A 13,359-nucleotide genomic window follows, 5' to 3' on the forward strand; every position below is an offset into this window, starting at 1 on the left:
AGGACCCTGCCATGGCGACCATGAACGTCTCGTTGCCCGATCCCATGAAGACCTGGGTCGAGGATCAGGCCCGGTCCGGACGCTACAGCAACGCCAGCGACTATGTGCGCGACCTGATCCGGCGCGACCAGGAGCGGGCGGCGAAGATCGCCCGCATGCAGCGCCTGCTGACGGAGGGGCTGGAGAGCGGCGTCAGCGACGAGTCGATGGACGACATCCTTGCGTCGCTGCGGGCCGGGACCGCGGAGCGTGGCCTTTAAGCTGGCGCGACGCGCTGCGGCAGACATTCGCCGCATCCACGCCGAGGGGTTGCGGTTGTTCGGTCCCCGCCAGGCCGATCGCTACGTCACGGAGTTGAGGCGGGTCATGGGCGTCATCGCCGCCAGTCCGCAGATCGCACGCGAACGGAACGAGCTCTCGCCGCCGGCACGGATCCACCCCTGCGGCTCGCATGTCATCGTCTACGTGACCGAGCCGGACGGCGACGTGTTGGTCGTGCGCGTGCGTCATGCGCGCGAGGATTGGACCCGGTCGTAGCCGAGGCGGTGGCGATCGGCGCGGGCGGGGCCTATAGTCGGGGCCGCCGCCGGCCCGAGCGAAGCGGCCAGCGGGAGGGAACCACGCGCCATGATCTTCGACTTCCTCCGCGGCGAGTTCATCGACGTCATCGACTGGACCGACGACAGCCGCGACACCATCGTGTGGCGGTTCGAGCGGCACGGGCATGCGATCAAGTACGGGGCGAAGCTGACCGTGCGGGAGAGCCAGGCGGCGGTCTTCGTGCATGAGGGGCAGCTCGCCGACGTGTTCGGGCCCGGCCTCTACATGCTCGAGACCAACAACATGCCGGTGCTGACCACGCTGCAGCACTGGGATCACGGGTTCCAGTCGCCGTTCAAGTCGGAGATCTACTTCGTCAACACCCGCCGCTTCACCGACCTGAAGTGGGGCACGCGGAACCCGATCACCTGCCGCGACCCGGAGTTCGGCATGGTGCGGCTCCGGGCGTTCGGCGCCTACACGATGCGGGTGGCCGATCCGGGCAAGTTCATGACCGAGATCGTCGGCACCGACGGCGAGTTCACCACCGCGGAGATCGAGTTCCAGATCCGCAACGTCATCGTGTCGAGCTTCAGCCAGATCATCGCCTCCTCCGGCATCCCGGTTCTCGACATGGCGGCGAACACCGTCGATCTCGCGAAGATCGTCCACGAGCGCATCGCGCCGAAGATCGCGGAATACGGGCTGGAGCTGCCGGGGTTCTTCATCGAGAACATCTCGCTGCCGGAGGAGGTCGAGAAGGTGCTCGACAAGCGGACCTCGACCGCGATCGCGGGCGACCTCACGAAATATGCCGACTTCAGCGCCGCGGAGGCGATGACGAAGTCCGCCGAGAACCCCGGCGGCGGGGGCGGCATGGCCGCGGGAATGGGGATGGGCATGGGCATGGCGATGGCCGACCGCATGGCCCGCCGCGGGCCCTGGGGCGCCGCCCCCGACGCGCCGGCGGCGCCCGCCGCCCAGGCGCCGGCCCAGACGCCGCCGCCTCCGCCGGGCGGCAAGGTCTGGCATGTCGCGGTCGACGGCAAGGCGACCGGCCCGTTCCGCCGCGACGAGCTGGCCGCGCGGGCAGCCGCCGGCGAGATCGGCCCGGACACCTGGCTGTGGACGCCGGGCGGCCCGGACTGGGTGCGCGGGCGCGACGTGACCGAGCTCGCGGACCTCTTCAGCGCCCCGCCGCCCCCCCCGCCCGCCGGCTGAGAGGCGGGGCATGGACGCGCCCGCCGCCGCCGGCGAGCGGCGCTTCCCCTGCCCGTCCTGCGGCTCGGAGCTGCGCTTCGACCCGCCGAGCCAGGGCCTGCTCTGCCCGCATTGCGGGCATCAGGAGCCGATCGACGTGCGGGCGAGCGCCATCCCCGAGCTCGACCTGCGCGCCGTCACCGAACGCGCCCTGCCGCCCGGCGCGATGGAGGAGACCCGCGTCGCCCGCTGCGGGAGCTGCGGCGCCGAGATCGAGTTCGACGCCGCGCTCCACGCCAGGGAATGCCCGTTCTGCGCCGCGCCGCTGGTGACGGACACCGGGGTCAGCCGCCACATCAAGCCGCAGGCCCAGCTCTCCTTCCTCGTCTCCGAGCCCGAGGCGCACGCCGCCATGGCGAAGTGGCTGGGCCGGCTGTGGTTCGCGCCCTCGGACCTCACCGCCTACGCCCGCGCCGAGCGGCGGATGACCGGGGTCTACGCGCCCTACTGGACCTACGACGCCGACACCGAGACCGACTACACCGGCCGCCGCGGCGTGGTCCGCCACGAGACCCGCCACGTCGCCGTGGTGGTCAACGGCCGCCGCGCCATGCAGCCGCAGCAGGTGGCCCGCGTCGACTGGTCCCCCGCCCGCGGCCGGGTGCGGCGGCGCTTCGACGACGTGCTGGTGCTGGCCTCCACCGGCCTGCCCAAGCGCTACGCCGACGCGGTCGCCCCCTGGGACCTCTCGGCCCTCGCCCCCTACGACCCGCGCTTCCTCGCCGGCTTCCGCGCCGAGGCCTACACTCGCGGCGTCGAGGACGGCTACGGCGAGGCCAGGCAGATCATGAACGAGACGATCGTCGCCGACGTCCGCCGCGACATCGGCGGCGACCAGCAGCAGGTGACCGGGCTCGACACCCGGGTGGGCGCGCTGACCTTCAAGCACATCCTGCTGCCGGTCTGGCTCGCCGCCTTCCGCTACCGCGGCCGCACCTTCCGCTTCGTGGTCAACGGCCGCACCGGCGCCGTGGAGGGGGAGCGGCCCTACTCGACGATCAAGATCGTGCTCGCCGTCGCCCTCGCGCTGGCCATTGCCCTCGCGCTCGCGGCCCTGCAGATTTCGCTGAACTCGTGACCCGGAGACCGCCCGTGCATCGCCCCGCCCTCGCCGTCGCCTGCCTCGCCCTCGCCGGCGCGGCCCAGGCCCAGACCCCGGCGTTGCCCGCGCCGATCGCCGCCTTCGCCGCGGAGCGATCCGCAGAATGCGCCGCGATGGGCGGCACGCCACGGGTGGGGCCGGCCTTCGCCACGCCGGTCGACCTGACCGGCGACGGGACGCCCGACTACGTCGTCGACCTCGCCGGGATCGAATGCGCCAACGCCTGGTCGGCGTTCTGCGGCTCGGCGGGATGCCCGGTCTCGGTGTGGATCGCCGGGGCCGAGGGGCTGCGGCAGGAATGGTCGGACTATGCGCAGGGCTGGTCGATCGACGCGGTCGGCAGCGAGGTCGGGCTGATGCTCGACCGCCACGGCGGCGACTGCCCGGGCTCGGCCTCCGGCGCCGAGACCTGCCGCGAGCGCAAGGTCTTCACCGCGCCGCCCGCGCCGACGCCCGTCGACCCCGCCGCTACCGAGGAGGCCGCCCCGACAGCCACGGCCGAGCCCTCGCCCGCGGCCGCGGCCGCGGCGCTGGCCGCCCCGGTCGCCGAGGGCTGGTCGCTGCGCCGCGCCGCCGACGGCGCCGAGGTTGCGGTCACCGCCGCGCCTGGGGCGCTCTCGACCATCGCCATCTTCTGCCTCTCCGGGCAGCCCTGGCTGGCGGCGAGCCTCGACGCGCCGTTCCCGGCGGCGACGGCGCAGATCGAGTTCGTGTTCTCCGGCGGCAGCGCCTCGAGCACGGCGCGGCGCGAGGACGGGGCCGGCGGCGCGCTGGTGATCGAGCTCGCCGACCGGCCGCTGGTCGGGCTGCTCTCCGGGCGCGACAGCTCGGCGCGGGTGAAGCTCGACGGCGAGGAGCAGGGCGTGCTGTCGCTCCGCGGCTCGACCAAGGCGATCCGCGCCGCGCTGGCCGCCTGCACGCGGTGACGCCAGCCCCCGCGTGGGGGCGTTCTTAACCTGTCCCGGCCATGCAGGCGGCGATGCAACCCGCGCGCCGCCCGCCCCCGCCCGAAGCCGCGCCGCCCTCCGGCGGGGCGCCCGCCCTCTCCGAGGGCGCGCTGGCCGTCGCGGCCGGGCTGCGGCGGGCATCGCTGGCCCCGGCCGCGGTCGCGGGCGTCGGGGCCGGGCTCGACGCCGCGGCGGCGGCGATCGGGACATGGGGCGGGCTGGCGCTCGCGGGCGAGGCGCCGCTCCGCGCCGCCGCGGCCGCGGTCGCCGTCGGGCTCGCCGTCGTCGCGGCGGTGGCGCTCTCCGGCGGCTACCGTCTGGCGCGGCTGCGACGATTCGCCCGCGGCGCCCTCGCGCCGGCCAGCCTCGCCGCCGCCGGCGCGTGGCTCGCCGGCGGCGGCGCTCCCGGCGCGGCGCTGGCCGCGGGGCTGGCGCTGCCGGCGCGGGGGCTCGGGGCGGCGATCGCCGGCGCGGCGCTCGACTTCGGGCTGACCGAGCGGCGGGCGGCGCTGGTCGGCGGCGGCGCCCGCGGCGTCGCGGCGATGGAGGCGCTGGCGGCGGCCGGGGCGGACATCCGGATCTGCGGCGTCTTCGACGACCGCGACGACAGCCGCTCGCCGGCGGCGATCCGCGGCGTGCCGAAGCTCGGCACGGTCGCCGACCTCGTCGGCTTCGTGCGGGCGGCCGAGATCGACATGCTGGTCGTCACGCTGCCGCTCGCGGCGGAGCGGCGCATCCGCGAGGTGCTGAAGGCCGTCGAGGTGCTGCCCGTCGACGTCCGCCTCTGGGACTTCGCCGGCGATCCCTCGCTGCCGCGGCGCGCGGGCGCGGCGCCGGCGGGCGGGCTCGTCGCGCTGATGTCGCGGCCGCTGCGCGCGCCGCAGCGGCTGGCGAAGCGGGCGCTCGACGTGGTCGGCGCCGCCGTGGCGCTGGTCCTCCTCGCGCCGGCGATGCTGGCGACCGCGGCGGCGATCCGGCTCGACACGCCCGGGCCGGCGCTGTTCCGCCAGCAGCGGCACGGCTACAACCACCGGCCGGTCGAGGTGTGGAAGTTCCGCTCGATGCGGGCGGAGGACTGCGACCCGGCGGCGCGCAACGTGGTGACCGAGGGCGATCCGCGGGTGACCCGGGTCGGCCGCTTCATCCGGCGCTGGTCGATCGACGAGCTGCCGCAGCTCCTCAACGTGCTGACCGGGGATCTGTCGCTGGTCGGGCCGCGGCCGCACGTCGTCGGCGCGGTCTCGGCCCGGCAGGAGGCCTTCGAGGCCATCGTCGACGGCTACGCGGCGCGCCACAAGGTGCGGCCGGGGATCACCGGCTGGGCGCAGATCCACGGGGCGCGCGGCGGGATCGAGGATCCGGCGGCGCTGCGCCGGCGGGTGGAGCTCGACCTCTTCTACATCGAGAACTGGTCGCTGTGGCTCGACCTGCGGATCCTCGCCGCGACGCCGTTCCGGCTGGCGGACAGCGCGGGCGCCTACTGAGCCGGCGCGGCGGCCGGGGCGGGCGCCGGGGCCTCGGCGGCGGCGCGGCGCTCGGCGATGTCGTGCCAGCCGTGGTAGATCATGGTGACCGCGACGTAGAGGATCACGAGGAGGCCGGCCCAGCCGATCCAGCGGTGCTTGTTGAGCAGGCCGGCGATCCAGGAGGCGGCGACGCCCATCAGCACGACCGAGAGCGCGAGGCCCATGACGAGGACGGTCGGGTGCTCGTGCGCGGCGCCGGCGACGGCGAGGACGTTGTCCAGCGACATCGAGACGTCGGCGACGACGATCTGGATGACCGCCTGGCGCAGGGTCTTGCGCGGCGCGCCGCCGGCGATCGTGCCGTCCGCGTTCAGGTCGGCGTCGACGAGCGCCTCGACCCCTTCCGCCTCCTGATGCGAGGCGCGCAGCTCCTCGTACATCTTCCAGCACACCCAGAGCAGCAGCAGGCCGCCGGCGAGGAGCAGGCCGGTGATGGCGAGGAGCTTCGTCGCGATCAGCGCGAAGCAGATGCGCATGACCGTGGCGGCGCCGATGCCGATCAGGATGGCCTTGCGGCGGTGCTCGACGCTGAGCCCGGCCGCGGCCATGCCGATCACCACGGCGTTGTCCCCCGCGAGGACGAGGTCGATCATGATGACCTGGAAGAAGGCGCTCCACATGGCGGGATCGAACATTTCTTGCGTCTCCGGGCGGCGAACACTTCTCCGTTAGCAGGCCCGGGCGGGGGTCGCCAGACCCGATGGCCGCTCAGTCCGTGGCCCCCGGGCCGACGACGTTCGCGCCCCAGAGCCAGTCGAGGCGGCCGGCGAGCCGGTCGGGGGCGAGGCGCGCGACGGCCGCGAGGCCGGCATGGGCGGCGGCGCGGAGCGCCGGGTTGGCGAGGTGGAAGGCCCGGCCGGAGCGGCCGGCGGCGGCCTGGACGCGCGAGGCGCGGGCGATGCGGCGGTCCTCGTAGGCGGCGAGCCCGGCGGCGGGGTCGTCGCGCCGGGCGGCGAGCGCGTCGGCCAGCACCCAGGCGTCCTCGAGCGCCATGGTCGCGCCCTGCGCGAGGAACGGCGTCATCGGGTGGCAGGCGTCGCCGAGCAGCGCGAGCCGGCCGCGCGCCCAGGCCGGCAGGCGCGGGTGGTCGAAGAGGCCCCAGAGGAAGCAGTCGGAGACCGCGGCCAGCAGCGTGGGGACGGGCTCGGCCCAGCCGGCGAAGGCGCGGCGCAGCGCCTGCGCGTCGCCGGGCGCGCTCCAGCCCTCCTCGGTCCAGGCGGCGCGCTCCTCGACGGCGACAAGGTTCCAGAGCGCGCCCTTGCGCAGCGGATAGGCGACGAGGTGGCGGCGCGGCCCCATGAACACCGTGGCCGCGCGCGGCAGCGGCGGCGCGGCGAGGCGCGCGGCCGGCACGAGGGCCCGCCAGGCGACGTTGCCGGTGAAGCGCGGGGCGGCCCCGCCGAAATGCGCGGCGCGCAGGCCGGAGCGGACCCCGTCGGCGGCGGCGGCGACCGCGGCCTTCTCCTCGGCGCCGCCGGCGAGCCGGACCCGGACGCGGTCGCCGGCGTCCGTGACCTCCGTCACCCGGCTGCCGAGGCGGAGCGTCACGCCGGCCTCGGCGGCGCCGGCGGCGAGCGCGGCGAGCAGGTCGGCGCGGTGGACATGCCAGTAGGGCCGGCCGTAGCGCGCCACGCAGGCCGCGCCGAGCGGCAGCCGCGCGACGCTCCGCCCGCTCAGGCCGTCGCGCAACTCGACCGCCTCCGGCGTGGCGGCGACCGCCTCGACGGCGTCGCGCAGGCCGAGCGCCTCCAGCACCGCGACGGCGTTCGGCGCGAGCTGGAGCCCGGCCCCGACCTCGGCGAGCGCCGCGGCCTGCTCGTGGACGGCGACCTCGAGCCCGCGCCGCGCCAGCGCGACGGCGGCCGCAAGCCCGCCCACCCCGCCGCCGATCACCGCGATCTCCGCCATTCCCCGTCCTCCCCGGCCACGGCGCGAGCCTAGCCGGCCGGGGGGCGCGGGCTCAATCTCCCGCGGCGGCCAGAAGCCGCGCCGCCTCGCGGCGAATCTCGCCGGCGCGCAGCACGAAGGCCTCGTCGGCCAGCCGCGCCCGCCCGGGCGCAAGGCCCGAGGCGGCGGCGAGACCGGCCGAGCGGCTGGTCCGGATCGCGGCGATCATGCCGACGAGCCGCCCCTGCCCGTCGAGCACCGGCCCCCCGGAGAACCCCGGACGCACCCCGGGCATGTGGACGATCATCCCCGGCCCGTAGGCGCGCAGCGCCGTGCGCGGGCTCGTCACCGCGCCGGCGAGCTCCAGCCGCGCGCCCGCCTCCGGCCCGCCGCTCGCATCCACGCCCGCGGCGCGCACCGCGAGCCCGCTCCGCCCGTCGGCGTCGTCCGCCGCCACCGGCGCGACGAGCCCCCCGGGCACGCGCAGCACCGCGAGATCCATCCGCCCGCTGACCGCCACGAGCCGCGCCGTGACCGCCCCGCCCTGCGCGGCCAGCGCCAGCGGCGCGCCGGGCGCGAGCCCCGCGACCACATGGGCGTTGGTCAGCGCGACGCCGGGCGCGATCAGGAAGGCCGAGCCCATGACGTCGCCGTTGCGCACCGTCGCATGATGGTCGATCGGCCCCGGCGACGGCCGCGCCTGCGCCCCCGCCCAGACACAGGCGGCGATGGCGATCGCCCCCAGAAGAACCCACCGCCGCCCCGGCCGCAGGCCCATGCCCGCGCCGACGGCTCCCGACCGGAACCCCATCCGCCGCTCCCACCCGCGCGCCGGTCCCCCGACCGACGCCACCCGGGAACAACGTAGGATCCCCCGCCTTTCCGCACGCCTAACGCCCCCGCCATCCGTAAATAAAGCACAACGTTAACCCCCGTTAACCATTTAGAGATAAACGTGATTCAATTTTAGGTTGATTACGCGTGAAGGCCGCAGCGCTGCGGACACGCTCGCGTTCCGATTGAGAGAGATCCCCGCATGCGCAAGCCTTCCGCCCCCGCACGTCTCCAGGCCCCGCTCCGCGCGGTGCTTCTCGTCAGCGCCTCGGTGCTGGCGCTCGGCGCGCCGGCGGCGGCGGAAGGCCCGCAAGGCGGCGCCGTGGCGCGCGGCAAGGCGACCATCGCCACCTCCGCCGGCCGCACCACCATCCGCCAGACCTCGCGCCGCGCCATCGTCGACTGGAAGCGCTTCGACGTCAGCCGCGACCACACGGTGACCTTCGACCAGCCGGGCCGCAAGGCGGCGACGCTCAACCGCGTCGCCAGGGGCGGCGGCCGCAGCGTCATCGAGGGCGCGGTCCGCGCGCCCGGCACGGTGGTCATCCAGAACGGCGCAGGCGTCCTCTTCACCCGCGGCGCCCGCGTCGACGTGGGCGGCCTCGTCGCGGCGAGCCAGGACATCGACGCCGCCCGCTTCCAGAAGGACGGGCGCCTCGTCATCGGCGGCGGCGAGACGGCGGGCGCGCGCGTCGCCAACGAGGGCCGCATCACCGTCGGCGAGAAGGGCCTCGCGGCGCTGGTCGGCGGCTCGGTCGAGAACTCCGGCGTCATCATGGCCGACCGCGGCACCGTGGCGCTCGCCTCCGGGGCGCGCACCACCCTCGACCTCGCCGGCGACGGGGTGTTCCGCATCGCCGTCGAGGGCGACGCGGCCGGCACGGCCCCCGGCGTCGCCAACCCGGGCGTGATCGACGTCGGCGGCGGCCGCGTGCTCCTCACCGCCGGCGCGGCGGCGAAGGCGCTCGACGCCGCGATCAACACCACCGGCCTCATCCGCGCCGCCTCCGCCACCGGCGACGGCGGCGTCGTCGAGCTGGTCGGCCGCGGCGCCGGCGCGGTGCGCATCAGCGGCGCCATCGACGCCGCCGGCGCCGCACGCGGCGGCGACGTCGCCGCCACCGGCGCCCGCATCGAGCTGGGCGCGGCCGCCCGCATCGACGCCTCGGGCGGCGGCGCCGGCGGGCGCATCCGCCTCGGCGGCGACCGCCACGGCGCCGGCGCGCTGCGCCGGGCCGAGGGCGTCGCCGTCGCCGCGGGCGCGCGCATCGACGCGACCGGCGGCACGGGGGCCGGCGGCGAGGTGACGCTCTGGTCGGACGGCCTCACCGACTTCCACGGCGCCATCCGCGCCGGCGGGGCGGCCTCCGGCGGCTCGGTCGAGACCTCCGGCGCCGCGGCGCTCTCCGTCGGCGACGCCGCCGCCGTCGAGGTCGGGCTGAACGGGACCTGGCTCCTCGACCCCCGCGACGTGATGATCGTCTCCGGCGCGGGCGAGACGGCCGGCGCCGGCGTGACCAACCCGGGCGCGACCGGCTCCGGGCCCTACTACATCGACGCCGGCGCGATCGTCTCGACGCTGAACGGCGGCGGCGACGTCACCGTCACCACCTTCCAGCCCGCCTTCTCGCAGAACGGCGACATCACCGTGGCGAGCGGGGTGAGCTGGAGCGGCGCCGGCGACCTGACGCTCGACGCCGACGGCTCGGTGCTGGTCTCCGCCAACCTCCAGGCGACCGGCTCGGGCGGGCTGACGCTGCTCGCGCGCAAGGGCGACGTGACGATCGGCTCGGGCGGCGGCGCCCGGGTGGTCTCGACCAACACCGGCGCGCTGCGGCTCGAGGCGACCCGGGGCGACGTGCGGCTGGAGCGGCTGAACGCCCAGCCCTCGGGCGTGCAGGCCTTCTCCGCCTCCGGCGGCGTCGACGTGGTGGCGGGCGACGAGATCGTGCTGCAGGGCGGCGCCTCGGGCGGCCGCTGGGTGCGCCTCGGGCGCAGCGGCGACGCCTCCGACCTCCGGCTCGACGCGCCCACGATCCGCATCCGCGGCGGCTCCGCCGGCAACGCCTTCGCCGAGGTGGTCGCCGGCGCCGGCGGCTCGATCGAGATGAACGCCGACCTGATCGAGGTGACGAACGGCCTCGGCGACCAGGGCCGCATCCAGGCGACCGACGGCGCGACGCTGACCCTCCTCGGCGAGCGGCAGGTCTGGAACGGCCCGGTGCGCTCCGGCACGGGCGGCAACAACGGCGGCGAGGTGGTGATCGCGGGCGCGATCGCCGCCGGCTTCCAGCCGCAGTTCAGCCTGCTCCCCGACGCCGGCTTCACCTTCCGCCCCGCCGCGCCCGGCGGCGCCGCCTCGCGCTACGACTCGACCGAGCCCTTCGCGGTCGACCTGATCCCCACCCTGCCGAAGCCGAACTCCACCGGGCGGATCGACATCGACGCGCCGGTCTCCGCCTCGCAGATCACCCTGGAGACCATCGCCGGCGTCCGCCTCGGCCAGCGCGGCACGCTCGCCGCCGCCGGCTGGGGGGACGCGATCATCGTCGCCGCGGGGGCGCAGTTCCTGAACCAGTCGGCTTCGGGCGCGGACGCCTTCGCGCTCGACGACCCCGAGGGGCGCTGGCTCCTCTACGTCGACCGCTTCGACGGGCTCGACGGCCCGGCGCCCGGGCCGCGCGACTTCGACCTCTACGGCCGCAGCTACGAGGTCGACGCGCCGCTCGAGCTCGGCTTCGACGGCGACCGCATCGTCTACGGCGAGCGGCCGACCCTGACGCTGACCGGCGGGACCTTCGAGAAGACCTATGGCGAGAACCTGCCGCTCGGCTGGGGCGTGACCGGCTACGGCGTCGCGGGCCTCCGCCCCGGCGACAGCCTCGCCGTGGCGCTCGACGGCGCGCCCGTCGCGTCGAGCGCCGGGGCGAGCCCCTGGGCGCCGGCCTCGGGGACGCCCTACGCCCTCGACGTCGCCGCCGTCGCCTCGGCGCAGGGCTACCGGCTGGTGACCGTGCCCGGCAGGGTCGCCGTGGGCCGCGCGCCGCTGACGGTGACGACCCGCGACGCCCGGCGCGCCTATGGCGGCGGCGACCCGGCCTTCAGCGTCGAGTACGAGGGCTTCGTCAACGACGAGAACGGCGGCGCCCTCGGCGGCCGGCTCGCCTTCGCCTCGGACGCGACGCGGACGAGCGACGTCGGCCTCTACGGCGTTACCGCCTCGGGCCTCGCGAGCGGCAACTACGACATCAGCTACGTCGCCGGCACGCTGACCATCGACCCGGCCACGGCGCAGGTCCACATCGCCGGCCAGTCCCGCACCTACGGCTCGGCGGCGTTCGACGAGCGCGGCTTCTCGGTGACCGGCCTCGTCCTCGGCCAGGACAAGTCCGTCATCGCCGGCGCCCTCGCCACCGACGCGACGTCATCTTCCAACGTGGGCCGCTACGGGATCACGGGCGCCGGCCTCACCTCCGGCAACTACGTCCTCACCATCGACGGCGGCGTGCTGGAGATCGACCCCGCCTGCCTGACCCTGACCATCGCCGACCAGTCCCGCACCTACGGCTCCGCCGCCTTCGACGCCCGCGCCTTCACCGCCACCGGCTTCGTGCTGGGGCAAGACGCCAGCGTCCTCACCGGCGCCCTCGCCACCGACGCCACCACCACCTCCAACGTCGGCGCCTACGCCATCGGCAAGGGCACGCTCGCCGCCGCCAACTACATCCTCACCGCCAACCCCGGCACGCTCACCATCGACCCCGCCCGCCTCACCCTGACCATCGCCGACCAGTCCCGCACCTACGGCTCGTCCGCCTTCGACGGCCGCGCCTTCACGGCAACGGGCTTCGTCCTCGGCCAGGACAAGAGCGTCCTCACCGGGGCCCTAGCCGCCGACGCCACCGCGTCCTCCAACGTCGGCGCCTACGCCATCGGCAAAGGCGCCCTCGCCGCCGCCAACTACGTCCTCGCCGCCGACCCCGGCACGCTCACCATCGACCCCGCCCGCCTCACGGTGACCATCGCCGACCAGTCCCGCACCTACGGCTCGGCGACCTTCGACGCCCGCGCCTTCACTGCCTCCGGCTACGTGCTGGGGCAGGACGCCAGCGTCCTCACCGGCGCCCTCGCCACCGACGCCACCGCGTCCTCCAACGTCGGCGCCTACGCCATCGGCAAGGGCACCCTCGCCGCCGCCAATTACATCGTCGCCGCCGACCCGGGCGCGCTGACCATCGACCCCGCCCGCCTGACCGTCAGCATCGCCGACCAGTCCCGCACCTACGGCTCCGCCGCCTTCGACGCCCGCGCCTTCACCGCCACCGGCTTCGTCCTCGGCCAGGACAAGAGCGTCCTCACCGGCGCGCTCCACACCGAGGCGACCCAAGCCTCCGACGTCGGCGACTACGGTATCGTCCAGGGCACCCTCGCCGCCGCCAACTACCTGATCTCCAGCGACCCCGGGACCCTCGCCATCGACCCGGCCACCCTCACGATCGCCATCGCCGACCAGTCGCGCAGCTACGGCTCGGCCGCCCTCGACCGCCGCGCCTTCACCGCCTCGGGCTTCGTCCTCGGCCAGACCGCCGACGTCCTCACCGGCGCCCTCGCCACCCGCGGCGCCGCCACCTCCAACGTCGGCGCCTACGAGATCGGCAAAGGCACCCTCGCCGCCGAGAACTACCTCATCGCCGCACGGCCCGGCACGCTGACCATCGACCCCGCCCGGATGCGCGTCCGCGCCAACGATGCAAGCCGCCCCTACGGCGCCGCCAACCCGCGCTTCGACGTCAGCTACCTCGACCCCTTCGCCCCCGGCCAGAGCGCCGCCGCGCTCGGCTGGCATCCCGCCGTCGCCACCACCGCGACGCGGACCAGCGACGTCGGCGTCTACGCCCTCACCCCCGGCGGCGTCGCCAGCGCGAACTACGCCGTGGAATACCTGCCCGGCCGGCTGACCATCGACCCCGTCCGCCTCTCGCTCACCCTCCACGACCAGGACCGCAGCTACGGCGCCGCCACCCCGGACCTCGGCTGGACCGCCACCGGCTTCGTCCTCGGCCAGGGCGCGGAGGCGATCTCCGGCGCCCCCGCCACCACCGCCGCCGCGGCGAGCGGCGCCGGGACCTACACGATCACCACCGGCACGCTCCACGCCCGCAACTACGTCCTCCCCGAGACCACCGCGACCCTCACCGTCACCCCGGCCCCCCCCACCGTGACGGCGAACGACCCCGCCCGCCTCCAGGGCGCGCGCAACCCC

10 protein-coding genes are annotated in these 13,359 nt (G+C 75.8%); 7 read left to right on the plus strand and 3 right to left on the minus strand.

Annotation, left to right across the window (positions count from 1 at the left end):
* Positions 1 to 11: 11 nt before the first annotated feature.
* The 6 genes from KBB57_RS17025 to KBB57_RS17050 all read left to right on the plus strand — a co-directional run bounded on the left by KBB57_RS17025 (position 12) and on the right by KBB57_RS17050 (position 5,333).
* A complete protein-coding gene (locus KBB57_RS17025; RefSeq protein ID WP_290752744.1) occupies positions 12 to 260 on the plus strand; it encodes a type II toxin-antitoxin system ParD family antitoxin in 249 nt (82 codons plus the stop codon).
* Positions 250 to 537, plus strand: coding sequence for a type II toxin-antitoxin system RelE/ParE family toxin (locus KBB57_RS17030; protein WP_290752747.1), 288 nt, complete (start codon positions 250 to 252; stop codon positions 535 to 537). Before KBB57_RS17025 ends, KBB57_RS17030 begins: the two co-directional genes overlap by 11 nt.
* A gap of 90 nt (positions 538 to 627) precedes the next feature.
* Positions 628 to 1,761: an SPFH domain-containing protein gene (locus KBB57_RS17035; RefSeq protein ID WP_290752750.1), complete on the plus strand. Its 1,134-nt coding sequence runs from the start codon at positions 628 to 630 to the stop codon at positions 1,759 to 1,761.
* 10 nt (positions 1,762 to 1,771) lie between these two features.
* Entirely contained in the window at positions 1,772 to 2,878 is a 1,107-nt protein-coding gene (locus tag KBB57_RS17040; protein ID WP_290752753.1) for a primosomal protein N' (replication factor Y) - superfamily II helicase, read from the plus strand.
* 14 nt (positions 2,879 to 2,892) lie between these two features.
* Positions 2,893 to 3,828: a hypothetical protein gene (locus tag KBB57_RS17045; protein ID WP_290752756.1), complete on the plus strand. Its 936-nt coding sequence runs from the start codon at positions 2,893 to 2,895 to the stop codon at positions 3,826 to 3,828.
* A gap of 53 nt (positions 3,829 to 3,881) precedes the next feature.
* Positions 3,882 to 5,333: an exopolysaccharide biosynthesis polyprenyl glycosylphosphotransferase gene (locus KBB57_RS17050; protein WP_290752758.1), complete on the plus strand. Its 1,452-nt coding sequence runs from the start codon at positions 3,882 to 3,884 to the stop codon at positions 5,331 to 5,333.
* Here the strand turns inward: KBB57_RS17050 and KBB57_RS17055 are convergent.
* From KBB57_RS17055 to KBB57_RS17065, 3 genes are all read right to left on the minus strand, one after another.
* Positions 5,327 to 6,010, minus strand: a complete 684-nt coding sequence (locus KBB57_RS17055; RefSeq protein WP_290752761.1) for a TerC family protein — start codon at positions 6,008 to 6,010, stop codon at positions 5,327 to 5,329. The genes KBB57_RS17050 and KBB57_RS17055 overlap by 7 nt on opposite strands.
* 73 nt (positions 6,011 to 6,083) lie before the next feature.
* Positions 6,084 to 7,283, minus strand: a complete 1,200-nt coding sequence (locus KBB57_RS17060) for an FAD-dependent monooxygenase (protein ID WP_290752763.1) — start codon at positions 7,281 to 7,283, stop codon at positions 6,084 to 6,086.
* Positions 7,284 to 7,335: 52 nt separating this feature from the next.
* The gene (locus KBB57_RS17065) at positions 7,336 to 8,073 is read right to left on the minus strand and encodes a serine protease (RefSeq protein ID WP_290752765.1); all 738 of its coding nucleotides are present in this window, start codon (positions 8,071 to 8,073) and stop codon (positions 7,336 to 7,338) included.
* Between the two features lie 225 nt (positions 8,074 to 8,298).
* Between KBB57_RS17065 and KBB57_RS17070 the strand changes: the two genes are divergently transcribed.
* On the plus strand, positions 8,299 to 13,359 hold a 5,061-nt coding region (locus KBB57_RS17070; RefSeq protein ID WP_290752768.1), incomplete at its 3' end, for an MBG domain-containing protein.

The sequence above is a fragment of the Amaricoccus sp. genome (genome assembly GCF_017993425.1).
In the GTDB taxonomy this organism is placed as follows: Bacteria; Pseudomonadota; Alphaproteobacteria; order Rhodobacterales; family Rhodobacteraceae; genus Amaricoccus.